Below are 23,067 nucleotides of genomic sequence, written 5' to 3' on the forward strand. Positions count from 1 at the left end.
TACCCGATGGTTTCAAATTCCGTTGCCCGCGATTATGCTGACTTTGACAGAGGAGCGGCATCCATGAGAACGCTGACGCAACAGCTCACGCAATACGCGGCCTACCATCGTGACCGGCGCAATATCGCCACGCATTTCATCGGCATTCCGATGATCGTGCTGGCCCTGGCGGTATTGTTGAGCCGGCCTGCTTTCGTTGTCGATGCCTGGCCGCTGACGCTATCGCCGGCGTGGGTTTTATTCGTCGCGGCCACGCTGTATTACCTCGTGCTCGACGTGCCGCTCGGCGTGATGATGGCCTTCGTGTCCGCGCTCTGCGTCGCGTTCGGCCAGTGGACAGCCACACAATCCACGTTGATGTGGCTCGTGATCGGCGTCGGGCTCTTTCTGGTCGGCTGGGTGTTTCAGTTCATCGGGCACGTTGCCTACGAACATCGCAAGCCTGCCTTTGTGGACGATGTGATCGGCCTGCTGATCGGACCGCTGTTCGTGCTGGCCGAAGTGTTGTTCGGCTTCGGCTGGCGGCCCGCACTGCGCGCAGCAATCGAAGCGCAAGCCGGTCCGACGCGTCTCAACGCGGACCGCACGGCCGCGCATCGCTAGAGCGCGCCGCCGCTTCGTCGACGGCTCATTCGCCGCGGCGCAGCCCGCTCAGTTCGGTGCGAGACGAATGAGGCGCACGCTATGCAATGCCGTCAGCGCGACCGCGATCCAGATGGGAACGTAGGTCGCCAACTGCGCGACGCTCAGCGTTTCGCCAAGCAACGTGATCGAGATCAGCACCAGCAACACCGGTTCGACATAGCCGAGAATGCCGAACAATGCGACCGGCAACAACCGGCTCGCCTTGAGATACGACGCCAGCGCAATGGTGCTCAGCGCGCCGAGGCCCGGCAACAGTAGCCACCACCGATCCGGATGGCCGGCGATCATCGCCAGCGAGCCGCCGTTGAAAACCAGCACGATTGCCGGCGGCAACAGTAGCGCCATTTCCACGGTGAACATCGCGAGCGAGTCGTGATTGATCTTGCGACGCAAAACGAAATACGGTGGATAGCCGAGCGAAACCAGCAAGGTCGGCCACGAAAATGCGCCCGTCACCCACAGTTCATGGCCGACACCGATCGCCGCGCACGCAACAGCGAGCCACTGCAAACGGTCCAGACGCTCGTGATAATAAAAGCGCCCGACAAGCACCATCGTCAGCGGAAGGAGGAAATAGCCGAGCGAGACTTCGAGCATCCGGCCATGTAGAGGCGCCCACAGAAATACCCACAGTTGCGCGCCAAGCAACGCCGCGCTCACGATCATCGCCAAGCCGAGTTTCGGGGCGGTCACCATGCGGTAAAGAAGCTGCCGCAGAATGGGCAGGCGCTTTCTCAATGCCACCAGCAACAGCGCGCCCGGCACGGTCAGGACGACACGCCAGGCGAAAATGTCGAGGCCGCTTAGCGGCGCGAGCAGGGTTGCGTAAGCGGACAGTAATGCAAAGGTCGTGGTCGCGCACACCGACAACGCGATCCCGCGCTTCAGGGCATACTGATTCATCGAGCGCCCCGTTGGGCAGTCGCTTCGAGACGCGACACCGGCGCGTGCGCGGGCGAGGTTGTTTGCAGTGCAGCATGCGGCCGCCCGGCATTCGTTGTTGTCATTGGAAATGGAATCTCATAAGCGGGCAGCGCGTGTCCAGCACTGTATTTTTGCTTTCGATAAACGATATGAAGGCGGCATTCTAGACGGGTTATCCGTTCGCGGCTCCGCGTAGGGGCCGCGCGCTGTCAACAATCAGCTGAAATTATTCCGTGCGCATCGCGCGTCGATGGACTAGAACATAACTTCATGTGCGGCCAACCACGCCGGTCTTTTCACCGGCAACGTGCCACATCATTTCGCGCCAGGCGGCTGAAGCGCGAATCTTGCTACCTGGTCTTGCGACGCTGCTTGCATTAACGTTCGCAACGCCCCCAAGGACGTCCCCTTGGGAACAGCATGTGCAGCATCCCTGAGCCAGGCCGGCGATGACAGTCCTACGGACCGAGCCCGACCTTCTTCTCCACGGCACGCCTCAACTGCGTTCATCGCGCGTGCCGCCGCCCGGCAGCATCCCGCTCATCGAATATGACTACTGGAGCCAGCATGACCCAGCCAGCCCTATCGCACGACGCATCGCCCGACCTACGCTCCGCCTTTGCCGCCGACGTTCGCGCCGGCCTCACCCATACGCCGCAGAAAGAACTGCCGTCCAAGTATCTGTATGACGAAGTGGGCTCCGCGCTGTTCGAAGTGATTACCGTGTTGCCGGAATACGGCGTGACGCGCGCGGAGGAACGCCTGCTTACCAAACACGCCGCGGACATCGTCGCGCACTTGCCACACGACGTGACGGTCGCCGAACTCGGCAGCGGCAGCGGCCGTAAAACACGGCGCATTCTGGAAGCGCTGTGTAAAAAGCGCCCTACTTCTTACTGTCCGATTGAAATTTCGCGCAGCGCATTGCAGTTGTGCAGACGCGAACTCGGCGACATCGAGCGCATTTCGATTGTCGGTTATGAACGCGATTACCTGGCCGGCCTTGCTGAAGTGAGCAAGCAGCGCGCGTCGGACGAGCGGTTACTTGTGCTGTTTCTTGGCAGTACGATCGGTAATTTCGGCAGACTCGCGGCAACACGTTTCCTGCGCGATATCCGCAACATGCTCGCTCCCGGCGACGCGTTGCTCCTCGGCACGGACCTGATCAAGCCGACGCCCGTCCTGGTGGCCGCCTATGACGACTCGATCGGCGTCACCGCGTCGTTCAATCTGAACCTGCTGGCACGCATCAATCGCGAACTCGACGGCGACTTTCCGCTCGAGGCGTTCGAGCACGTCGCGCGCTTCAACCCGGACGCGCGCAGCATCGAAATGCATCTGCGAGCCAAGCGCGACATCACCGCGCACGTGGGCGCGGCGCAATTGACGGTGTCGCTCAAGGCGGGCGAAACGATCTGGACCGAGAGCAGCCACAAATATCGCGCGGAAGAGATGCCCGCGATTGCCGACGACGCCGGCTTCCTGTGCAGTCATCAATGGATCGAAGACGAATGGGGCTTTGCGGAGAGCCTGCTGCTGGCGCGTTGAGCGCGCTGGGCCGCTGACCGAAGCGCGGTCACGCAAACACAGCAAGGCGGCGCGCCATCGCATGATGGCGCGCCGCCTTCGTTTTACGTGATTCGCGCGCTCTACGTGCTGCCGCTCAGTGCTGCTCGAAACGTTCGTAACGCTTTTCGGTCGCGCGCTCTTCGCCGGCCACCTCGGTCACGCGCGCCGCCGGCGGCCCGTGACGCAACCACGACAGCATCCGGTCGACCTGGTTGGCCGAGCCCTGCAACATCGCTTCGACAGAGCCGTCGTCGAGATTCGCCACCCATCCCTTGATACCGAGCGCATGCGCCTGCCGCACAGTCGCGTGGCGAAAGCCGACGCCCTGCACGGTGCCGCGCACGCGCACGTAATACGTTTCGATCCGCTGATCCAGATCCGGGGCCATGCCGTCCTCTCTTCGCATACTTTCAAGCCGGCATTCTAGTCGCGTCCCGGCGAGCTTGCTCGGCAAAGCGCGCATCTGATTGTTCGCATGGGACCGCCGGCGCGACGCACGGCGCGCGCGCCACGTACAATCCGTCGACTGTCATGCGGGAAATGGAAACAGAATGACCGAACAGAATCGCGATCTCGTGCTCGTGACCGGCGCCTCCGGCTTCGTCGGCTCGTCGGTGGCGCGCATCGCGCAACAAAAGGGTTTCAAGGTGCGTGTGCTGGTGCGGGCCACCAGTCCGCGTCAGAACGTCGAGTCGCTGGACGCGGAAATCGTGATCGGCGATATGCGCGACGAAGCGTCGATGCGCCACGCGCTGCGCGGCGTGCGCTATCTGCTGCACGTGGCCGCCGACTATCGGCTGTGGGCGCCTGACCCGAGCGAGATCGAGCGCTCGAACCTCGAAGGCACCGAAGCGACCATGCGCGCGGCGCTGAAGGAAGGCGTCGAGCGCATTGTCTACACGAGCAGTGTGGCCACGCTGAAAGTGACCAGTTCCGGCCAGTCCGCCGACGAAACCTCGCCGCTCAAAGCCGATCAGGCGATTGGCGTGTACAAACGCAGCAAGGTGCTGGCCGAACGCGCGGTGGAGCGGATGATCGCCGAAGACGGCTTGCCGGCGGTGATCGTCAATCCCTCCACGCCGATCGGACCGCGCGACGTCAAGCCGACCCCGACCGGACGCATCATCGTGGAAGCGGCGCTCGGCAAGATTCCGGCGTTCGTCGATACGGGCCTGAATCTCGTGCACGTGGATGACGTCGCGGCCGGCCATTTCCTCGCGCTCGAACGTGGCAAGATCGGCGAGCGCTATATTCTCGGCGGCGAAAATCTGCCGCTTCAGCAGATGCTCGCGGATATCGCGGCGCTGACCGGCCGCAAGGCACCGACGCTAAGTCTGCCGCGCTGGCCGCTCTATCCGCTGGCCATGGGTGCCGAAGCAGTCGCCAAGATCACGAAACGCGAACCGTTCGTCACCATCGACGGCTTGAAAATGTCGAAGAACAAGATGTATTTCACGTCGGCGAAAGCGGAACGCGAACTCGGCTATCGCGCACGGCCCTATCGCGAGGGCTTGAGCGACGCGCTCGACTGGTTCAGGCAAGCGGGCTATCTGAAGCAGTAATCTGCATGAACAAGCGGCCTGTGTCCCGCAAGCCGGCTCGGCCGCAAGCATTTTGTTACAACGTCACTGTGTTAGCGACAGGTAAAAGCCTACGCGCAGCAGTTAAAATCGTGGGTCTTACCAGAGAAAAGCTCGCATGAATCTTCACGAACAGCTCGGCGCACTGGAAATGGGCGTCGATCAGCTCATTCAGGCTGTCGTGGCCCCGCTGGCCGAAAACATTTCCGAGACACCCGCACAGAACGCCGCGCCGCCAGCGTCTGCATCCGCGGATCACGTCGCGTCCGAATCCAATGCAAATGCGGCTGAGACCGAGGCGGCCGTCGTCGAAGGTGAGGCGCCGGCCCCGCAGCTTCAGCCCACGCTCGAAATTAATCGCCCCGCGCAGAACGAGATCACCATGACGATCGGCGGCCAGACCGTCGCGTTGCGCGCGGAGCAGATCGGCCAACTGATCGAGGAACTGTCGAACGCGCGCGCGTCGATGACGCCGGAACCGCCGCCGGGCATTCCGCCAGGCTGGCGCTTCGTGTCCACCAAGAATCCGGTCATGGCGGTGCAGAAACAGTCGAATGGCGACCGTCTGCTGGTCATGCGCCACACCGGCCACGGCTGGGTGCCGTTCACGTTTTCGCCCGACATGGTGATCCAGCTTTACATGATGCTCACCAAGTAAAAAAGCGGCGCCCGATGAGCGCCGCTTTTGCATTCCTCCGCGATTTCCGACTACCGTTCGCTTCAGCGTTCCTGCACCGGCGCCTGAACCCGCGCCTTCCACTGTCCGCCCTTGCCGCGCCAATAACGCACCGCCGACGCAAACGTCGCGCCGACATAGAACAATGCGATCAGCGGCAGAAACGGCGCCCACAACGGCGAGCGGCGGTAATAGCTCAGCATCGGCGCATACGCGCAACACATGGCGGCCCACGCGAGCCACGCGGGCCAGCCTGTCGGACCGAGCACCAGCGCGGCGACCGGCGGCATCAGATAGATGATCGTCATGCCGGCCAGCGTGCCGGCCAGCAGCAGCGGCGAGTAGCGCAGCTGCGTGAAGGCCGTGCGCGCGATCATGTTCCAGATCTCACGCCAGCTATCGTACGGACGCAGCGACACGCTGCGCGCCGCCACATCCAGCCGGATCGGATGACGCCCCTTGCCGCGATGCTTGATGCGCGCGGCGAGGCTGCAGTCGTCGATCAGCTCGGCGCGAATCGACTCGATGCCGCCTGCTTCTTCCAGCGCGCTACGGCGCACCAGCATGCAGCCACCCGCGGCCGCCGCCGTCCGATTGCGCGGGTTGTTGACCCACGAGAACGGGTACAGCTTGGCGAAGAAGAATACGAAGGCGGGAATCAGCGCCTTTTCCCAGAACGAATCGCAGCGCAGCCGCACCATCAGCGAAACGAGATCGCGCTGTTCCGCGTCGGCGCGCGCGACGAGTTGCGCGACCGCGTCGGCGGGATGGCCGATGTCGGCATCGGTCAGCAGAAGGTAGTCCGCGGACAAGCCAAGCGTGCGCACGGCCTCGATACCTTGCGACTGTGCCCACACCTTGCCCGACCAACCGGGCGGCAGCGGCTTCGCGCTCAACACGGTCAGACGGTCCGGGCATTGCAACTGCAGGGCCGCGGCGCGAGCGGCGTCGGCGGTGCCGTCGGTGCTGTGGTCGTCGACGACGATCACGTGGAAGTCGCCCGCATAGTCCTGCTGAAGCAGTGTGGTCACCGCCTCTGCGATCACATCGACTTCATTGCGGGCCGGCACCACGGCGGCCACGGCCGGCCACGTTGCGCGCGGCGCGATGGTCAGCGGCGCAGCAGGACGCGCGCGCCAGAAACCGCCGCGCCCGAACAGCAGCACACACCAGATCAGCAAGGAGAGACACGACAGAAGAAACAGAACCACCGCCATTAAGCATTACCCTCGATTGAACGCGCTTGCACGCCGACGCGACGCGACAGCCACATCACCACGGTGCGGGCCGCGACCACGCACCAGTCAAACGTATTGAGCACCGGCCGCTCGTGAAACACGTCGTAGCCCGCGCTCTCGATGCGTTCGAGAAAGCGCAGGCCGCCGTGAACGGCACCGCATAACTCGATGCCCAGCCTGCCCTGAATCCGCAAGGCGAGCGGCGCGCCACGCACGAGCATCTCGCGCACGAACGACACTTCGTGCGCCATGAGCGCCCGCCAGTCTTCATCGGCGACTCCGCTGGCAATGTGCGCTTCGGTCACGTTGAAGCGCCGCATATCGGCGAGCGGCAGGTACACGCGGTCCTTTTTCCAGTCGGCGGAGACGTCCAGCCAGAAGCTGATCAACTGCGACGCCGTGCAGATCGCGTCGGCCTCGGCGAGATTCTCCGGCGTGGCCGCGTTGATCAGATGCAGCATAAGATGCCCGAGCGGGTTGGCCGAGTGACGGCAATAGTCGAGCAGCGCGGCGCGGTCGGCGAAACGGCCGGCGTCGATATCCTGGGCGCACCCCTGGAGCAGATCGTAGAACGGCGCGAGCGGCAGTTTATACTGCGCGACCACGCAGGCGAGCTTGCCGAACAACAGCGGATGGACTGGCGCCGCGCGTTGGTCCGCCACCGCGTCGAGGCCGGCGCGGAAGTCGGCGAGACGGGCATGCCGCTCGGCTGCGCTCCAATCGCCTTCGTCGGCGATGTCGCCCGCCGTGCGTACGACCTGATAGATAATGCCGATGGGCGCGCGCAGCGCCTTGGGCAGCAACACGCTCGCGACCGGAAAGTTTTCGTATTGATCGACGTCCATCCAGCGAGCCTTGAAACCCTTTTGTAATGCGGGCACCAGGCGCCGCGCGACTACGTAGTTTAAGGGTTCCGTCAAACCGCTGCAGCGTGCAATCATTACCGCTTCCACATTGCCATACCCGATGCTTGCCGCGCCGGGCGCCGTTCCGCTGTTGCGACGCCAGACCAACACCCGCCGGGCGCTGCCAGAGCAAAGCCCGGCTGATAGCGTTAGAATGCGCGTTTGGTTTTGCTGTACCGGCACGTCGCCGGGGCTCAAGACGTCAACTAATTAGATGATCGCGGCGATAAAGTCAGATTTACCGACTTCTTCGAAACCCGCGTCAGTCGGAGTTCGCCAACTTATGCGAGTCATCCTTGCTCAACCCCGCGGCTTTTGTGCGGGTGTTGTTCGCGCAATCGAGATCGTCGATCGCGCGTTGCAGCAACACGGCGCTCCCGTGTATGTTCGCCACGAGATTGTTCACAATCGGCACGTGGTCGACAATCTGCGCCAGAAAGGCGCGCGCTTCGTCGAGGAGCTCGACGAGGTGCCGCAAGGCGCCGTGGCGATTTTCAGCGCCCACGGTGTCGCTCAGACAGTTGAGCGCGATGCCGAAGCGCGCGGTCTCGACGTGCTCGACGCGACCTGCCCGCTGGTCACCAAAGTGCACGTGCAGGGCCGCCAGTATGTCGGCGCCGGCCGCACGCTGATACTGATCGGCCACGCCGGGCATCCGGAAGTGGAAGGCACGATCGGCCAGATTCCGGGCAAAGTGCTGCTGGTGCAGAGCGAGGCCGAGGTCGCGCGTCTGGATCTGCCGCTCGACACACCGCTCGCTTATGTCACGCAAACCACACTCTCGGTGGACGACACGCGCGGCATCATCGACGCGCTGCTGCGCCGCTTCACCGATATTGTCGGTCCGGATACGCGCGACATCTGCTACGCCACGCAAAACCGCCAGGCCGCGGTGCGCGAGTTGAGCAAGGAGGTCGACGTGCTGCTGGTGGTGGGCGCAACCAATAGTTCGAATTCGAACCGGCTGCGCGAGATCGGCAGCGAAAGCGGCGTGGCGAGCTATCTCGTCGCCGACGGTTCGGAAGTGAAGCCGGAATGGTTTGCGAATGTGCAGACCGTCGGCATCACGGCCGGTGCTTCGGCGCCGGAAGAGATGGTCAAGAATGTAATCGATGCGCTGAGCGCATTGGGGCCTGTCGATGTCACGACGATGGCGGGCCGTGAAGAAAAAGTCGAATTCAAGTTGCCATCGAAGCTGATGCAACCACTCGCTGCACGCGAAGTTTAAGGAGGACGTCTTGTCTATTCCGCTGCTACAGAAAGTCCGGGTCGGCGCATACATCATGCGTCAGCATATGTCCGGGAACAAACGCTATCCGCTCGCCCTGATGCTGGAGCCGCTGTTCCGCTGCAACCTCGCCTGCAATGGCTGCGGCAAGATCGACTATCCGGATCCCATCCTGAATCAGCGTTTGTCGCTGCAGGAATGCCTTGAAGCCGTCGACGAATGCAATGCGCCGGTGGTCTCGATCGCAGGCGGCGAACCGCTGCTGCACAAGGAAATGCCGCAGATCGTGAAGGGCATCATGGCGCGCAAGAAGTTCGTGTACCTGTGCACGAACGCGCTGCTGATGGAAAAGAAGATGGACGACTACGAGCCGAATCCGTACTTCGTCTGGTCGGTTCACCTGGACGGCGACAAGCAGGCGCACGACCACTCGGTGTCGCAAGACGGCGTGTACGACAAGGCTGTCGCCGCCATCAAGGAAGCGAAGCGCCGCGGTTTCCGCGTGAACATCAACTGCACGCTGTTCAACGACGCCGTGCCGGAACGCGTCGCTGCGTTCTTCGACACGCTGGGCCCGATGGGCGTGGACGGCATCACCGTCTCGCCGGGTTACGCGTACGAACGCGCGCCGGATCAGCAGCACTTCCTGAACCGCGACAAGACCAAGCACCTGTTCCGCGAAATTTTCAAGCGCGGCAACAACGGCAAGAACTGGTCGTTCAGCCAGTCGAGCATGTTCCTCGACTTCCTGGCCGGTAATCAGACATACGAATGCACGCCGTGGGGCAACCCCGCGCGTACCGTGTTCGGCTGGCAAAAGCCGTGCTATCTGGTCGGCGAAGGTTACGTGAAGACCTTCAAGGAACTGATGGAGACCACGGACTGGGACAAGTACGGCACGGGTAACTACGAGAAGTGCGCGGACTGCATGGTGCACTGCGGTTTCGAAGCGACCGCCGTGATGGACACGGTCACGCATCCGCTGAAGGCGCTGAAGGTTGCCGTGCGCGGTCCGAAGACCTCGGGCGCGTTCACGAAGGACATTCCTTTGGATAAGCAACGTCCCGCCGAGTACGTCTTCTCCCGCCACGTCGAGATCAAGCTGGAAGAGATCAAGGTGTCGGGCAAGGGCAAGAAAGTGCAGACGGCGACGGCTGCAACTTAAGCGGTCGAAGGGGCGGCCTCGCGCCGTCCTTTGTCCTGTATGCAAAAAAGCGCGGTGGCCATTCAGCCACCGCGCTTTTTTTATGCCTCATGCCTCACACGTTGCGACGTGTGGGCCATCAACCGCTACCCACGGCTACCCAGCGCTACGCGCATTGTGAGCGGTCAAAAACTTGATCAGCCCGTCGATCCCGCCTTTGGAAATCTGATCGGCGAATTGCGTCTGATACACCTGGATCAGCCACGCGCCCATCATGTTGATGTCGTAGACCTTCCAGCCTGCGGCATCTTTGGTCATGCGATAGTCGATCGCGTCATCGCCGCCATTGCTCAGCACGTGCGATTGCACGACCACGTCTTTGGCGCCCGCCGGCACGTTGACCGGCGCGAACTTAAACTTTACGTCCTGATCACGCAGTTGCGACAGCGAGGCCGCATAAGTGCGCGTGAGCAGCAGCGTAAACTGCTCGTAAAGTTGCTTTTGCTGGTCGGGGGTCGCGGTGGACCAGGCCTTGCCGACCGCGATGCGCGTGGTGCGCTGAAAGTCCGTGGCCGGCAGGAAGCGTGACTCGACCAGTTGCGTGATCTTCGCCATGTCGCCGCCGCGCGCCTGCGGGTCGGCCTTCATCGCCGCCACCGTGCCCTCGACAGCACTTTTTACCACCGCGTCGGGCGCGCTTTGCGCATATGCCGCGGTGGACACCACGGCCGCAGCCAGAAAAGCAGACAGATAACGTTTCATACGTTCGACAGAACCCGAAAGAAGTAAGCACCGCCGGGCTTGCAAGCACGCGGCGAAAGCAGGATAGACCAGTATACCGAGATTGCGTTCCCGCCCCGAAGAGCGTGTGCGGGAGCCGCACTTGCTACCGAACCGGGGGCTCGCCGCTCCGTCTCTGTATACTTGTGCACTTTCGTCAAAAACAACAACCGTGATAAGGCCAATTTCGCCTACATGCTGAAGTCATCTATTGTCCGTCTCGTCGCCTATTCAGTGCGTCATCCAATGCGGATCGTCGCGCTGTCGCTCGTGCTCGCCGTTCTGAGCGGTTTCTACGTTGCCTTTAACTTCAAGATCAACACGGACATCAGCCGTCTCATCGAGAACGACAAGCAATGGTCGGCGCTCGAACATGCCGTGGACGTGGCCTTCCCGGATCGCGGCCAAACCGTGCTGGTAGTCGTCGAAGCGCGCGCGCCGGAATTCGCCGACGCCGCCGCGCAAGCCCTGACCACCGCCCTCAAGGCCGATCCCAAGGAATTCGTCGCGGTTTCGCAGCCGGCCGGCGGCCCGTTCTTCGAACACAATGGCCTGCTGTTCCCGTCCCTCGACGAGGTCATGTCGACCACCTCGCAGTTGGTCCAGTCCCGCCCGCTCGTCAATGCCCTTGCCCACGATCCGAGCCTGACCGGCCTTGCCGGCACGCTGACCACGAGCCTGTTGCTGCCGCTTCAACTCGGCCAGGTGAAGCTTGGCGACATGAGCCATCTGCTGTCGCAAAGCGCGACCACGCTGGACCGCGTACTGGCCGGCCAGCCAGCCGCCTTCTCGTGGCGCGCGCTGGTCGACAAGAGCGCGGCCGCCGAGCCGGCGCGCGCCTTCGTCATCGTGCAGCCGGTCGTGAACTACGATGCGCTCGAGCCGGGCGCGTCGGCGTCGAAGTCGATCCGCGACACCGCGGCCGCGCTGCACCTCGACTCGCGCTACGGCGCCACCGTCCGTCTGACCGGCGAACAGCCGCTCGCCGACGAAGAGTTCGCTTCGGTCAAGGACGGCGCGGTGCTCAACGGCATCGGCACCTTCATCGTCGTGCTGATCATTTTGTGGCTGGCGCTGCGCTCGGGCCGCATGATCGCCGCCGTGTTCATCACGCTGTTCGTCGGGCTCGCGATCACCGCGGCGCTCGGCCTGATGCTGGTGGGCGCGCTCAACATGATTTCGGTCGCCTTCATGGTGCTGTTCGTCGGGCTCGGGGTCGATTTCGGCGTGCAGTTCGGCGTCAAGTATCGCGAGGAGCGCAATCGCGACAACCGGCTTTCCGCTGCGCTGATGCACACGTCGCACAGTATCGGCGTGCCGCTCACGCTCGCCGCGGTCGCGGTCGCGCTGAGCTTCTTCTCGTTCCTGCCGACGGCTTACCGCGGCGTGTCCGAGCTGGGTGAGATCGCGGGCGTCGGCATGTTCGTCGCGTACTTCACCAACATGACGCTGCTGCCGGCCCTGCTGAAAATCTTCCGACCGCCCGGCGAAGCCGGTTCGCCAGGTTTCAAGCAGCTCGCCCCGGTCGACGATTTCCTCGCTCATCATCGCAAACCGGTGCTGATCGGCACGCTGATTGTCGTGATCGGCGCCACGCCGTTGCTCACGCATCTGCGCTTCGACTTCAACCCGCTGCATTTGAAGGACCCGCATACGGAGTCGATGGCGACGTTGTTGTCGCTCAAGGATTCGCCGGAGGCCGCGGTCAACAATGTGCATGTGCTGGCGCCCTCGCTCGCCGACGCCGACCGCATAGCCGACCATTTACGTACGTTGCCGGAAGTAGGCCGCGTCACCACGCTCGACACCTTCGTGCCCGCCGATCAGCAACAAAAGCTGATGCTGATCGCGAGCGCCGCGCAGCAGCTACTGCCCGCCTTGCAGCAACAGCCCGCGCAACCGGCAACGGACGCCGTGCGCGTTGCCGCGCTCAAGCGCGCGTCGAACCAGCTCTCGCTTGCCGCCGACGATCACCCGGGGCCGGGCGCCGCCGAAGCCAAGCATCTGTCCGCCACATTGCAGAAGTTGGCCGCCACCGATGCCGCCACGCGCGACCGCGCCGAAACCGCAATGTCGGACACGCTGCGCATCGCACTGAAGCAGTTGGCCAACCTGCTGCAACCCACCGAGATCACCCGCGAGAATTTGCCCAAGGAAATCTCCAAGGGCTGGGTCTCGAAGGACGGCCGCGCTCTCGTGGACATCGCGCCGAAGGTGAAACCCGGCACCGATCCGAACGACGACGTCATGCTGGCGCACTTCGCCCACGCCGTGAAGAAAGCGGAGCCGGGCGCGATCGGCGGGCCGATTTCGATCCTTCATTCGGCCGACACCATCATCAAGGCGTTCCTGCAGGCTGCGGGCTACGCGCTCGTGTCGATTGCGATCCTGCTGTGGATCGCGCTGCGGCGCGTCAGCGACATGTTGCGCACGCTGGTTCCGTTGCTGGTATCCGCGCTCGTGACGCTCGAGTTGTGCGTGGTATTCGGCATGCCGCTGAACTTTGCGAATATCATCGCTTTGCCGCTGATGCTCGGCGTCGGCGTAGCGTTCAAGATCTACTTCGTGATGGCGTGGCGCCACGGTCAGACCGGCCTTCTGCAGTCGAGCCTGACGCACGCTGTGCTGTTCAGCGCGGCGACCACGGCGACCGCGTTCGGCAGCCTTTGGCTGTCGCACCATCCGGGAACGTCCAGCATGGGGCGCTTGCTGGCGCTCTCGCTGTTTTGCACACTGGTCGGCGCAGTGGTGTTTCAACCCGTGTTGATGGGCAAGCCGCGCTCACGTCGCGCGAAGCAAAAAGGAATATAAGCATGAAGCTGCGTAACGCCGCGCTGGCGCTCGTCGCCACCGGTTTGATCTCCGGCTGCGCCACCGGCCCCGACCGCAAACCCGGCGACCCGTTCGAACCGATGAACCGGGCCGTGTTCAATTTCAACGACGGCGTGGATCGCTACGTCGCTGTTCCAGTGGCGAAGGGTTACCAGAAGGTGACGCCGCAACCATTGCGCACCGCCGTGAGCAACTTTTTCTCGAATCTTGGCGACCTGACCAACGCCGCGAACGCGCTGCTGCAGCTGAAGTTCACCGACGCGACCGAGGACTTCGTCCGTTTCGCGTTCAATTCGACTTTCGGCCTGGGCGGCCTGCTCGATTGGGCGACGCCTGCAGGGCTGCCCAAGCATCATCAGGATTTCGGCCTGACGCTGGGTCACTGGGGCATTCCGTCGGGTCCGTACCTGGTGCTGCCGCTGTTCGGGCCGAGCACGGTGCGTGACAGCATGGGGCTGATCGTCGACGTGAAGTTCAACCCGCTGAACTACATGGAGCCGGCGGTGCGCAATCCGCTCTACGTGCTGCAGTTCGTGAGCGTGCGTTCAGACCTGCTGGGTGCGTCGGACCTGTTGCAACAAGCTGCGCTGGACAAGTACTCGTTCGTGCGCGATGCCTATACGCAGCAACGCCGTGCCCGTCTGCGCGGCACGAGCGACAACGCAGCGCCGCTGCCCAACTATGACGATCAGGGCGATTCCGGCGCCTCGGAGGCACCCGCAGCCGGCGCGCCCGCTGCAGGTGCTTTGCCGAACTACGCGGATCCGGGCGATGCCGCGGAAGCGCCGAATGCGGCCTCCGGCGCTGCCACGGGCGCACCGGCAGGCGTGCCCAACTACAGCGATCCAGGCGAAACGCCCGCGAGCGGCGCGGCAGGTTCGACGCCGATCGCGCCGGCTGCCGCGCCCAACGGCGCTTCGGGCACGCCCGCACCGACGCCGCCCGCCGCGCCGGCCGACAGCACGCAGCCGGCTTCAGCACCGGTGACGCAATAAGTATTGGGATTTTAGACGGGCGCCCAGAACGGGCGCCCTGTAAAGCCGAACTCGACGCTGGCACAGAAGCGGACGAATCGCCGCTTACCGCTTCGGCCCGCGATGCGCCGCAACCTGCGTTAGAGCCATTCAACCGGTTCAATGCAGGCTATCCACCTCGCCGCGCGACGCAACCTGCTCCTCTTCAACGGCAATCGCGCCTTGCGGCACCGGCCGCGAATTCTCGCGATAGCGGGCAAACGCCTCGTCCGCATAACGGATCTGCGTACGTCCGTGAGGCGCCGGCTCACCGTTTTCGTCCAGATTGACGAACACCATCTTCTCGACGGTCAGGATGCTTTTGCGCGTGATCTTGTTGCGCACTTCGCAGCGCAGCGTGATCGACGTGCGGCCGAAATGCGTGGCCGTCATTCCGAGTTCGATGATGTCGCCCTGCCGCGCCGAGCTGACGAAATTGATCTCGGACATGAACTTGGTCACGACACGCTGATTGTCCATCTGGCAGATGGCGTAGATCGCGGCTTCTTCGTCGATCCAGCGCAGGAGGCTGCCGCCGAACAACGTGCCGTTCGGGTTCAGATCTTCGGGCTTGACCCACTTTCTGGTGTGAAAATTCATTTGGTACTCCGTGTTCGAGGCGCCCAGGCGTGCACGCCTTGCGTCACGACCTAGGGTTAACACTGACACTATACCAAAGATAAGGGTTTTCCCCAGTATTTCAATACCTGCTGAATAAAAGGGAAAGGCCCGCAGCCACACGCGTTTTCAGGAGGTAGCCATGCGAAAAGCGCCCGCTTCCTCGATCGCACGCCGTGCGTGGACCAGCGAGAGGCGCGCCGCCCGGGCATCGACGGCAAGCTGGATCAGCGCGCCGAGTTGCGAAGGTTGTCGCATCAATTCCCGCAGAATCGGCCCCAACGCTGTGCTGCCGTCATCGCGCAGGCCGGCGGTTGCCGCGGAAGGCAGCGTGCGCCACGCCGGATCGACAATCGCGCGGCACACGGCAAACGGCACGCCATGCGCGGCAGCCTTCGCCCCGGCGATGTGCGATTCCATATCCACCCCCAGAGCGCCGTTCGAGCGATACAGCGCGTCCTTATCGCCCGCGCCCACCAGAGGAGCGGCGACGGCCGCCACGAGACCGCGCCGCAAACGCGTGGAGAGCGGCCCAACGGCCAGTGCGGCCGCGAGCCTGTCAGACCATAGCAGATCGGTCGGGAGGCGCCCAAACGGCCCGTAGACGGCGTCAGCGACGATCAGCGAACCCGGCTCCAGGTCCGGCGCCAAACCGCCCGCCGTGCCGAAACTCACGATACCCGAACAGCCGCGTTCGACCGCCGCGCTCAACGCGCGCTCCAGCAGATCGGCGCGCGCCGCGTAGACGACCTCGACACCTTCGCCGCGCGCGATGCGGGCTTCGAACGCCATGCCGGTCACCACGATCACCGGCAAGGGACTGCGGCCGTCATCGGCGGACAGGCTGGGGGAAAGCGGCATCCGTCACATCCCGACCGTGACGCGCGTGAGGCCGTTGCGCTTCAGATGGCGGAAGCGCGCCAGCGCCCACAACGGGAAGAACTTGCGATAGCCGTGATAGCGCAGATAAAACACGCGCGGGAAACCGGTCGCGGTGAAGCGGGTTTCGTCCCACAGGCCGTGCTCGCGCTGCTCACGCTCCAGGTAGGCGACGCCGCGCGCCACCGCTTCGTGATTCACTTCGCCGGCCGCCATCAGACCCATCAGAGCCCACGCGGTCTGCGACGCCGTGCTCGGCGCACGTTCGTAGCCGTGGTAGTCGAGCTTGTAGCTCTCGCCGCCCTCGCCCCAGCCGCCGTCTTCGTTCTGGATCGACAGGAGCCACTGCGCCGCGCGCTTCATGCGCGGGTCGTCGTGTGGCAGGCCGGCAGCGTTCAGCGAACACAGCGCGGTCCACGTGCCATAGATGTAGTTCAAGCCCCAGCGGCCATACCAGCTACCGTCCGATTCCTGCTCCTTCAGCATGTAGTCGAACGCGCGCTGCGCCGGCTCGCTGTTCTGCGGCAGCTCGCCGAGTTGCGCGAGCATCGACAGGCAGCGGCCCGAGACGTCCGCGGTCGGCGGATCGAGCAGGGCGCCGTGATCGGAGAACGGAATGTTGTTCAGGTAGTACTGCGTGTTTTCCGGTTCGAACGCGCCCCAGCCGCCATCGCTGCTCTGCATGCCGACCACCCATTCGCGGGCGCGTGCAATCGCTTCGCGATCGACGTCCGATTGCGTTACCGTTGCCGAGCGCTGCATTGCCATGGCGACCACCGCCGTATCGTCGACGTCCGGGTAATGCGCGTTGTTGTACTGGAACGCCCAGCCGCCCGGCCGCACATTGGGACGACGCGAAATCCAGTCGCCGCGCACATCGAGAATCTGCAGCGGACGCAGCCAGGCGAGTCCGCGTTCGGCGGCCTGTTCAGCGTGCGCCTCGCCGGTTTCGAGCAGCGCATGCGCCGCGAGCGACGTATCCCACACCGGCGACAGACACGGCTGGCAATATGCTTCGTCATCCTTGATAACGAGCAGCTTGTCGATCGACTGGCGGGCAATCGCGCGATTCGGATGATCGGCCGGGTAACCGAGCACGTCGTACATCATCACCGAATTCGCCATGGCCGGGAAAATCGCGCCGAGACCGTCTTCACCGTTCAACCGTTCGTCGACGAAAGCCACCGCTTCGCGCACCGCGCGCTCGCGCGTCGCCTTCGGGAACAAACCGTCGACGGCGCGCAGCAGCACGTCCACGCCACTGAAGAACCGGAACCAGCCGACATGCTGATGCGGCGCCCTATCGCGCGGGCCGGTGTTGACCGGCGCACCGCGAAAGAGCTCGTCGATGCGCACACGGCGCGGGTTGCGCGCCACCGGCCGCTTCGCATTCAACACGAGCAGCGGCACGATCACCGTACGCGCCCAGTACGACACCTTCGACAGATGGAACGGGAACCACATGGGTAACAGCATGATCTCGACGGGCATCATCGGCACCGCGCGCCACGACACCACGCCGAACAGCGCGAGCAGAATGCGCGTGAAGACGTTCACGGTTTCGGCGCCGCCGTGGGCGAGAATCGCCTCGCGCGCGCGCACCATGTGCTCGGCGTCGGCCGGATCGCCGATCATCTTCAGTGCGAAATACGCCTTCACGCTGGCGCTGATGTCGAGCGCGCCGTCGGTGAACAGCGGCCAGCCGCCGTCGGCCAACTGGATGCGGCGCAGGTAGCGGGCGATCTTCTGTTCCAGCTCCACGTTCGGCGTTTCGCCGAGATAGTGAACCAGCAGCACGTATTCGGCGGGAATCGTCGCGTCGGCTTCGAGTTCGTAGACCCAGTGACCGTCCGGCTTCTGCGCGGCGAGAATCGCATCGGTCGCGCGTGTGATCGCGGCGTCGAGCGATGCTGCGGGCGTTTCGCCCACACTCATCGGCGCGGGCGCGCTCGGCGCTGCGGGGGCGAAATCGGGCAAGACGGCGTCCAGCGGCTGGGCTTGAGATAAATCGTTCATCGGCGTTCCATCGGTTCATTCAGCAACGTATCCGCAGCCTTCTGGCCGGAGCGGATCGCGCCTTCAATCGTCGCGGGCAGGCCGGTAGCCGTCCAGTCGCCCGCGAGCATCAGGTTATTCCAGCGAGTGCGCGTGCCGGGCCGCCGCGTTTCCTGATCCGGCAGCGCGGCGAAAGTCGCACGTTTTTCCACGACGACTTGCCAGGCCGGCATCGGCGTGACCGGCAAACTGGCCGCCTGCGCCACTTCGGCCCAAACGGTGGCGGCGAGGGCCTCATGCGGCGTGTCGAGCAGGCGCTCAGCGCCGTTCACGGTCACCGACAAGCGGCCTTCAAAGGCGAACAGCCACTCTGCCGTGCCGTTGAGCAACCCGGTGACCTGCGGCAAACCAAACGGCGGCTCGACCGCGAAATGCACGTTGACGGTCGCCGCGAAGCGCGTCGGTGCGCGCAATCCCTGCACGAGGGTCTGCGCGATGTCCGGCGGCACCGCCAGAATCACCGCATGGTTCGCGTCGAGCGTGACGCTTTCGTCGGCGAAATGCAGCGTTTGCACGCGGCGGTTGTCGGCGGCAAAGACGATTCCGTCAAGGCGTGAACCCAGCCTGATCGCCGCGCCGCCATGTTGCAGCAGGCGCAACGCCGGATCGACGAACGCGCTGCCCAGCCCGTTGCGCGCCACTAGCGGCCGGCACGCGAGGCCGCCGGCAAGCAGGGCTTCGCGCACCATGGCGCCCGTCAGTTCCGCCGACGCATCGCGCGGCTCGACGTTCAGCATCGCGTGAAACAGCGGCCGCAGCAGACGGTCCCACAACGGACCGTTGCAACGCATGGTCTGCGCGACGCTGCGTCCTGGCCTCGCCAACAGAAGCGGCGCGAGCGCCAGATAATCGCCCGGCCCGGTGTTCGGTACGCGCGCGTTCGAATCGAAGACCCACCATGGCAGATGTCCCGGCGACAGCCGCACGGTCCAGCGAGCCCGCGTGGCCAGATCCACGAACGGATATTCCGGCTGGGCCGGGCCGACCAGTTCGTCGGCGGCGCCGATTGCCCGCGCGTAATTGAGCGTCGCGGCATTGCCCGAGACCACCATGTGGTTGCCGGTGTCGAGCGTCGCGCCCAGCTTGGCATCGTAGTACGAACGGCAACGGCCGCCCGCCTGGGCAGCCGCTTCATGCAGCACGACGTGCGCGCCGCGCCGCTGGAGCTGCACTGCGGCGGCCAGGCCGGCAAGGCCTGCGCCGACCACATGTACGAGCTTTTGCATCAGCTCAGAAGAGCGCGTAACGCGCCACGATCCACAGCATGCGGAGCTTCGGCTTGCTGACCTTCGTGCGCGGAATGTCGAAGCCGCGTTCCAGCGTCCGTTCGAGCAGCAGGCGATACACGCCCGACATGATGCGCGGCGCGCGCACATGGTTGCGCGGCTCGCGGTCCATGATCGCGTCGGAGGCGGCGAAGTGTTCCTTGGCCCGCTCGGCGAGCGTGGCGCACACGCGCGGCAGCGACGGGTCGTCGGCAATCTGCGTGGGATTCGTCACCGCGATGCCTTCGCGCGCCAGCAATTCGTGCGGCAGATAGCAGCGGTTGATGCCGGCGTCTTCGTCGATATCGCGCAGGATGTTGGTGAGCTGCAACGCGCGGCCCAGATGATGCGCGAGCAAACGGCCGGGCTCTTCCTGCATCCCGAATATCCTCACTGAAAGACGGCCCGCCGCGCTGGCGACGCGGTCGCAATAGAGGTCGAGCGTCGCTTCATCGGGGGCGCAGATGTCTTCGGCGGCGTCCATCGCCATACCGTCGATCATCGCGTGAAAATCCTCGCGCTGCAGGTGAAACGTGTGAATGTGCCGCGTGAGCGCGCGCAGCGAAGCGCGCGGCGCGCCGGCGTAGCACGCGTCGATATCGGCCCGCCAACGCTCGAGCGCGGCGGCGCGTTCGGCGCGCGGCATGTCGCTGTCGGCGATATCGTCGACGGCGCGGCAGAAAGCGTAGACCTGATACATCGCATCGCGCTGCGCGGCCGGCAGGATGCGCATGGCGAGATAGAACGAGCTGCCGGATGTGGCGGCAGCGGCGTCGATTTCTGTATCGTCCACGACAAGATTGGAAACAGCCAAGACGATCTCCGCTGGAGGCGCCCGCTGAAAGGCGTTCAAGAAGTTTGATGGCCACCCGCAGGGCTGGCGGCACGCGCGCGCGGACACGCGCGAAACGCCCGGCTGGGAGGCCGGAAACGGCGAAAAGTATATCAACGTTTGTGAGATGCCGCAGTTTCGTCGGCGGATATGGGGCCCGAAGGAAGCCTGGAAGCGGTGGGACGGTGCGTCAGGCGGCTTGCTGCAAGGCTCGAAACGCGCCTCATGCGAGGTGCAACGCCGCTGCCGTACGAGGTCGTCACACGAACGCGACCGAGCGGTTGCGACCTTGCCGCTTCGCGCTGTAGAGCGCGGCGTCGGCTTCGTTGATGAGCACGTCGTACGACGACACGCCGACCCGCGCCGACGCACCGCCGACGCTCGCCGTCACCGGCACGCTGGTGCCCTGCACTTCGACCGGTGTGTCGGCGATCGCGCAGCGGATCTTTTCAGCGACGCGCATCGCGTCGTCGAGCGGCGTGCACGGCAGCAGCAACGCGAATTCCTCGCCGCCGAAGCGCCCGAAGGTATCCTGCGCCCGCACCACTTCGGCGACGCGCTGCGCCATCACGCGCAACACCGTGTCGCCGACACCGTGGCCGAACTGGTCGTTGATTTTCTTGAAGTGGTCGAGATCGAACAGCAGCACCGACATATCGCCGCCGTAGCGCTGCCAGCGCGTGTATTCGTCGTGCAGGCGCGCTTCGAAGAAACGGCGGTTGGCGATGCCCGTGAGGCCGTCGCGATCGGCATATTCCTGCAGCTTTGCAACCGCTTCCTCGCGTTCGCGCTGCACGATGCTCACGTGCGTGACATCGGAAATGGTCACGCACACGGCCACCACTTCGCGCTCACGCATGAGCGGCATGAAGGTGCAGTCCTGCTGCATGAAATCGACGCCGCCGGTAATCGGCCGGTCGTGATCGAACTTGAAAAGATACGGGCGCTGTTCCCACGAACTGAATGCAAAGCTGCCGAGTTGAAACACGCTTTCGATCTTGCGCGACAGCCACACGCGCGGCAGTTCCGGAAAATGCGTGAAGAGCGACTTGCCGACTACCTGATCCGGCGTCAGTCCGCTGTGATCCTGCATGAAGCGATTCCACATGAGCACGTTCATGTCGCGGTCCAACACGAAGATGCCGAAGCCGACACGTTCGACCACCAGATCGCTCAACGATTCCATGGGCACATTCATAGGCTCGACAGCAGCGCGTCGAGCGCGCTGTTCATGTGGCGAATCGATTCCTCGGCCATCAGCATGACGAGATGCGCGCGGAAACTCTGGTCTTCGAGGGCGAAATTCACTTCGACCAGCAAGGCCACTTCCCACTGCAGCACGCCCGGCTGGAAGACTTCGTCGAGCGTCATGGCTTCGCCGAGCAGACCCGGCGCGGAGAAGACCGGCGTGCGGCCGAGCTGGTCCAGAATGCACGACACGCAGGCGCCGGTCAGCACGTTGGCCACGTCGAACACGAGTTCGGTCTGGCTCACCGCCTCGTAAGCCGAGCGCGAATACGGATCGCTGACGAGTGCGCACAGTTGCTCGACGCTGTCGCTGCGGCAGATCACCAGCGCCTCGCCCTTGATATCGGAGCGGAAACCCTGACGCACCGCGCTCACCGTGTCCTTGATCCCGGTCATCTCCCGCAGTGTCTGCGCCGCCTCGCTGACCGCCACCACTTTCACGCGCGGCACCGACAATTCGATGAACGCATCGAGGAGTCGCGCCAGACGCGTCGCGGCCTGGCCCATCGCCAGATTGGCGACTTCCTGCAGCGCGTCGCGCTGATCTTCGTTGAGGACTGGCTCAGCCATGCAACCCGTACTCCTTGAGGATGGGTAGTAGCGCCTCTGGCGTCACGGGCTTCGCGATGAACGCCGCGGCGCCGAGCGCGCGCACGCGCGACTGGGCCATCGGCTGAACATCGGCGGAGACGACGATGACGAAGGTGTTCAGATCCTCGTGTTGAAGCGCTTCCAGCACCTGATAGCCGGTCATGTCCGGCATGGTCAGGTCGAGGAACATCACCGACGCTTTGCCCTCGCGATACAGAGCGAGCGCCTCGCGCCCGTTCGATGCGTAAGAGACGTCGACCTCCCAGTCCGGCGGCAGTGCCTTGGTTAGCACTTTGCGGGCAAGCAATGAATCATCGGCGATCACAATAGGCAAAGGCATGGGCGGGTCGAAAAGCGGAATTAGCTCATTCGCGTTAACGGCGGATCGAGGCGGATTCTTTAGCGCGATGTCTGTCGGCCAGCGGCAAAGCGGGCTGAAGCTTGCTGATATGCGGATTGCAGGCGAGCGGGGAGCGCCCGCGGCGCGGCGCGGTGCACGGAACCGGCTGGCACGCCTGAAAGCGTACGCGCACGGTGGACGACGGCGATGACCGGCATGTTCGAAGCCTACCCCGTAGATGAATCCGCGCGGCTTCGTGGATCGGGCTGGTCCCTTGCCGCGCATGTGATTCCGCGAACGCCGTCCGCCACGCGTGGTACGCATGGTTTGGCTGGGTGCCCTCGCGGCAGATGCGTCCGAACATGGCGGACGCATTTTTATCATGGCGCTGATTCTCGAAGCAAAACGGCGGAAAGGCAACTCGCCAATTCCACTTTCATTAAAGAGATTTTCTCATTAAATTCTATTTATGAAAATATTTTGGTAGATTCAGAAGGAATTTCCAGTTTCCATGCCTTTGTGTACGTTTGCGCTTCTCGATTCGTCGCTGTTTTAAAGCAGACAAATGAGTCATCGGTCGCGGCGGCGCCGCAAGCGGCCTCACGGCGGGCTCCGTTTGCCGCGGGTAACTTCTACCGCCGCTCCGTGTCTATGCTTCTCGTATGATGCTGACTCCCGGCCTCTGCGTCCCGAACGACCTTCGCT

Annotated in this window: 22 protein-coding genes; 9 read left to right on the forward strand and 13 right to left on the reverse strand. The window is 63.9% G+C overall.

Going from position 1 to position 23,067, the window contains the following annotated elements:
- The first annotated feature begins 63 nt into the window (after positions 1-63).
- The gene (locus tag B0G71_RS31025) at positions 64-603 is read left to right on the forward strand and encodes a DUF962 domain-containing protein (RefSeq protein WP_116146579.1); all 540 of its coding nucleotides are present in this window, start codon (positions 64-66) and stop codon (positions 601-603) included.
- 48 nt (positions 604-651) lie between these two features.
- Here B0G71_RS31025 and rarD read toward each other — a convergent pair whose 3' ends face one another.
- A complete protein-coding gene (gene rarD, locus B0G71_RS31030; protein ID WP_116146580.1) occupies positions 652-1,548 on the reverse strand; it encodes an EamA family transporter RarD in 897 nt (298 codons plus the stop codon).
- A gap of 588 nt (positions 1,549-2,136) precedes the next feature.
- Between rarD and egtD the strand changes: the two genes are divergently transcribed.
- Positions 2,137-3,117 carry an L-histidine N(alpha)-methyltransferase gene (egtD, locus tag B0G71_RS31035; RefSeq protein WP_106281461.1) on the forward strand — a complete coding sequence of 327 codons (981 nt, stop codon included), beginning with the start codon at positions 2,137-2,139 and terminating at the stop codon, positions 3,115-3,117.
- Between the two features lie 115 nt (positions 3,118-3,232).
- Here the strand turns inward: egtD and B0G71_RS31040 are convergent, their stop codons facing one another.
- Positions 3,233-3,526 carry an acylphosphatase gene (locus B0G71_RS31040; protein ID WP_012428825.1) on the reverse strand — a complete coding sequence of 98 codons (294 nt, stop codon included), beginning with the start codon at positions 3,524-3,526 and terminating at the stop codon, positions 3,233-3,235.
- A gap of 163 nt (positions 3,527-3,689) precedes the next feature.
- On the opposite strand from B0G71_RS31040, the gene hpnA reads away from it, so the two are divergent.
- Positions 3,690-4,700, forward strand: a complete 1,011-nt coding sequence (gene hpnA, locus B0G71_RS31045; RefSeq protein ID WP_116146582.1) for a hopanoid-associated sugar epimerase — start codon at positions 3,690-3,692, stop codon at positions 4,698-4,700.
- Positions 4,701-4,836: 136 nt separating this feature from the next.
- Positions 4,837-5,376, forward strand: a complete 540-nt coding sequence (locus tag B0G71_RS31050; protein ID WP_116146584.1) for a hypothetical protein — start codon at positions 4,837-4,839, stop codon at positions 5,374-5,376.
- 62 nt (positions 5,377-5,438) lie between these two features.
- Here B0G71_RS31050 and B0G71_RS31055 read toward each other — a convergent pair whose 3' ends face one another.
- Positions 5,439-6,611 carry a glycosyltransferase gene (locus tag B0G71_RS31055; RefSeq protein ID WP_116146585.1) on the reverse strand — a complete coding sequence of 391 codons (1,173 nt, stop codon included), beginning with the start codon at positions 6,609-6,611 and terminating at the stop codon, positions 5,439-5,441.
- Positions 6,611-7,477 (reverse strand): squalene synthase HpnC, encoded by an 867-nt coding sequence (hpnC, locus tag B0G71_RS31060; protein ID WP_116149031.1) that lies wholly within the window; start codon positions 7,475-7,477, stop codon positions 6,611-6,613. Before hpnC ends, B0G71_RS31055 begins: the two co-directional genes overlap by 1 nt.
- 343 nt (positions 7,478-7,820) lie before the next feature.
- Between hpnC and ispH the strand changes: the two genes are divergently transcribed.
- Positions 7,821-8,765, forward strand: a complete 945-nt coding sequence (gene ispH / locus B0G71_RS31065; protein WP_116146587.1) for a 4-hydroxy-3-methylbut-2-enyl diphosphate reductase — start codon at positions 7,821-7,823, stop codon at positions 8,763-8,765.
- A 10-nt stretch (positions 8,766-8,775) separates the two neighbouring features.
- Positions 8,776-9,930, forward strand: a complete 1,155-nt coding sequence (gene hpnH / locus B0G71_RS31070) for an adenosyl-hopene transferase HpnH (RefSeq protein WP_106281471.1) — start codon at positions 8,776-8,778, stop codon at positions 9,928-9,930.
- A 135-nt stretch (positions 9,931-10,065) separates the two neighbouring features.
- Here the strand turns inward: hpnH and B0G71_RS31075 are convergent, their stop codons facing one another.
- The gene (locus B0G71_RS31075) at positions 10,066-10,671 is read right to left on the reverse strand and encodes a phospholipid-binding protein MlaC (RefSeq protein ID WP_116146589.1); all 606 of its coding nucleotides are present in this window, start codon (positions 10,669-10,671) and stop codon (positions 10,066-10,068) included.
- A 213-nt stretch (positions 10,672-10,884) separates the two neighbouring features.
- On the opposite strand from B0G71_RS31075, the gene B0G71_RS31080 reads away from it, so the two are divergent.
- Together B0G71_RS31080 and B0G71_RS31085 are read left to right on the forward strand one after the other, a co-directional pair.
- The gene (locus B0G71_RS31080; protein ID WP_116149033.1) at positions 10,885-13,500 is read left to right on the forward strand and encodes an MMPL family transporter; all 2,616 of its coding nucleotides are present in this window, start codon (positions 10,885-10,887) and stop codon (positions 13,498-13,500) included.
- A 2-nt stretch (positions 13,501-13,502) separates the two neighbouring features.
- Positions 13,503-14,516 (forward strand): VacJ family lipoprotein, encoded by a 1,014-nt coding sequence (locus tag B0G71_RS31085; protein WP_116146590.1) that lies wholly within the window; start codon positions 13,503-13,505, stop codon positions 14,514-14,516.
- Between the two features lie 138 nt (positions 14,517-14,654).
- Here the strand turns inward: B0G71_RS31085 and B0G71_RS31090 are convergent, their stop codons facing one another.
- The 8 genes from B0G71_RS31090 to B0G71_RS31125 all read right to left on the reverse strand — a co-directional run bounded on the left by B0G71_RS31090 (position 14,655) and on the right by B0G71_RS31125 (position 22,362).
- A complete protein-coding gene (locus tag B0G71_RS31090; protein ID WP_116146592.1) occupies positions 14,655-15,134 on the reverse strand; it encodes an acyl-CoA thioesterase in 480 nt (159 codons plus the stop codon).
- Positions 15,135-15,281: 147 nt separating this feature from the next.
- The gene (locus B0G71_RS31095) at positions 15,282-16,013 is read right to left on the reverse strand and encodes a phosphorylase (RefSeq protein WP_116146593.1); all 732 of its coding nucleotides are present in this window, start codon (positions 16,011-16,013) and stop codon (positions 15,282-15,284) included.
- A gap of 3 nt (positions 16,014-16,016) precedes the next feature.
- A complete protein-coding gene (gene shc, locus B0G71_RS31100; protein ID WP_116146595.1) occupies positions 16,017-18,047 on the reverse strand; it encodes a squalene--hopene cyclase in 2,031 nt (676 codons plus the stop codon).
- On the reverse strand, positions 18,044-19,312 hold the full coding sequence (gene hpnE, locus B0G71_RS31105) for a hydroxysqualene dehydroxylase HpnE (protein ID WP_116146596.1): 1,269 nt from the start codon (positions 19,310-19,312) through the stop codon (positions 18,044-18,046). Before hpnE ends, shc begins: the two co-directional genes overlap by 4 nt.
- Positions 19,313-19,316: 4 nt before the next feature.
- Positions 19,317-20,165, reverse strand: coding sequence for a presqualene diphosphate synthase HpnD (gene hpnD, locus B0G71_RS31110; protein WP_116146598.1), 849 nt, complete (start codon positions 20,163-20,165; stop codon positions 19,317-19,319).
- A gap of 277 nt (positions 20,166-20,442) precedes the next feature.
- Positions 20,443-21,381, reverse strand: coding sequence for a diguanylate cyclase (locus B0G71_RS31115; RefSeq protein WP_116146600.1), 939 nt, complete (start codon positions 21,379-21,381; stop codon positions 20,443-20,445).
- Positions 21,378-22,001: a chemotaxis protein CheC gene (locus B0G71_RS31120; RefSeq protein ID WP_116122782.1), complete on the reverse strand. Its 624-nt coding sequence runs from the start codon at positions 21,999-22,001 to the stop codon at positions 21,378-21,380. The genes B0G71_RS31115 and B0G71_RS31120 overlap by 4 nt, the downstream gene beginning before the upstream one ends.
- On the reverse strand, positions 21,994-22,362 hold the full coding sequence (locus B0G71_RS31125; RefSeq protein WP_116146602.1) for a response regulator: 369 nt from the start codon (positions 22,360-22,362) through the stop codon (positions 21,994-21,996). Before B0G71_RS31125 ends, B0G71_RS31120 begins: the two co-directional genes overlap by 8 nt.
- A gap of 207 nt (positions 22,363-22,569) precedes the next feature.
- Here B0G71_RS31125 and B0G71_RS41055 point away from each other — a divergent pair, with 207 nt between their 5' ends.
- Entirely contained in the window at positions 22,570-23,028 is a 459-nt protein-coding gene (locus B0G71_RS41055) for a hypothetical protein (RefSeq protein ID WP_147308721.1), read from the forward strand.
- The last annotated feature ends 39 nt before the right edge of the window (positions 23,029-23,067 follow it).

This window comes from Paraburkholderia sp. BL27I4N3, assembly GCF_003386115.1.
GTDB lineage: Bacteria > Pseudomonadota > Gammaproteobacteria > Burkholderiales > Burkholderiaceae > Paraburkholderia.

Bases quoted from the DNA above. Each gene is read 5' to 3' on its own strand.
- B0G71_RS31025 (WP_116146579.1), top strand. From the start codon at position 64: ATGAGAACGCTGACGCAACAGCTCACGCAATACGCGGCCTACCATCGT.
- rarD (WP_116146580.1), bottom strand. From the start codon at position 1,548: ATGAATCAGTATGCCCTGAAGCGCGGGATCGCGTTGTCGGTGTGCGCG.
- egtD (WP_106281461.1), top strand. From the start codon at position 2,137: ATGACCCAGCCAGCCCTATCGCACGACGCATCGCCCGACCTACGCTCC.
- B0G71_RS31040 (WP_012428825.1), bottom strand. From the start codon at position 3,526: ATGGCCCCGGATCTGGATCAGCGGATCGAAACGTATTACGTGCGCGTG.
- hpnA (WP_116146582.1), top strand. From the start codon at position 3,690: ATGACCGAACAGAATCGCGATCTCGTGCTCGTGACCGGCGCCTCCGGC.
- B0G71_RS31050 (WP_116146584.1), top strand. From the start codon at position 4,837: ATGAATCTTCACGAACAGCTCGGCGCACTGGAAATGGGCGTCGATCAG.
- B0G71_RS31055 (WP_116146585.1), bottom strand. From the start codon at position 6,611: ATGGCGGTGGTTCTGTTTCTTCTGTCGTGTCTCTCCTTGCTGATCTGG.
- hpnC (WP_116149031.1), bottom strand. From the start codon at position 7,477: ATGGACGTCGATCAATACGAAAACTTTCCGGTCGCGAGCGTGTTGCTG.
- ispH (WP_116146587.1), top strand. From the start codon at position 7,821: ATGCGAGTCATCCTTGCTCAACCCCGCGGCTTTTGTGCGGGTGTTGTT.
- B0G71_RS31075 (WP_116146589.1), bottom strand. From the start codon at position 10,671: ATGAAACGTTATCTGTCTGCTTTTCTGGCTGCGGCCGTGGTGTCCACC.
- B0G71_RS31080 (WP_116149033.1), top strand. From the start codon at position 10,885: ATGCTGAAGTCATCTATTGTCCGTCTCGTCGCCTATTCAGTGCGTCAT.
- B0G71_RS31085 (WP_116146590.1), top strand. From the start codon at position 13,503: ATGAAGCTGCGTAACGCCGCGCTGGCGCTCGTCGCCACCGGTTTGATC.
- B0G71_RS31090 (WP_116146592.1), bottom strand. From the start codon at position 15,134: ATGAATTTTCACACCAGAAAGTGGGTCAAGCCCGAAGATCTGAACCCG.
- B0G71_RS31095 (WP_116146593.1), bottom strand. From the start codon at position 16,013: ATGCCGCTTTCCCCCAGCCTGTCCGCCGATGACGGCCGCAGTCCCTTG.
- shc (WP_116146595.1), bottom strand. From the start codon at position 18,047: ATGAACGATTTATCTCAAGCCCAGCCGCTGGACGCCGTCTTGCCCGAT.
- hpnE (WP_116146596.1), bottom strand. From the start codon at position 19,312: ATGCAAAAGCTCGTACATGTGGTCGGCGCAGGCCTTGCCGGCCTGGCC.
- B0G71_RS31115 (WP_116146600.1), bottom strand. From the start codon at position 21,381: ATGAATGTGCCCATGGAATCGTTGAGCGATCTGGTGGTCGAACGTGTC.
- B0G71_RS31120 (WP_116122782.1), bottom strand. From the start codon at position 22,001: ATGGCTGAGCCAGTCCTCAACGAAGATCAGCGCGACGCGCTGCAGGAA.
- B0G71_RS31125 (WP_116146602.1), bottom strand. From the start codon at position 22,362: ATGCCTTTGCCTATTGTGATCGCCGATGATTCATTGCTTGCCCGCAAA.
- B0G71_RS41055 (WP_147308721.1), top strand. From the start codon at position 22,570: ATGACCGGCATGTTCGAAGCCTACCCCGTAGATGAATCCGCGCGGCTT.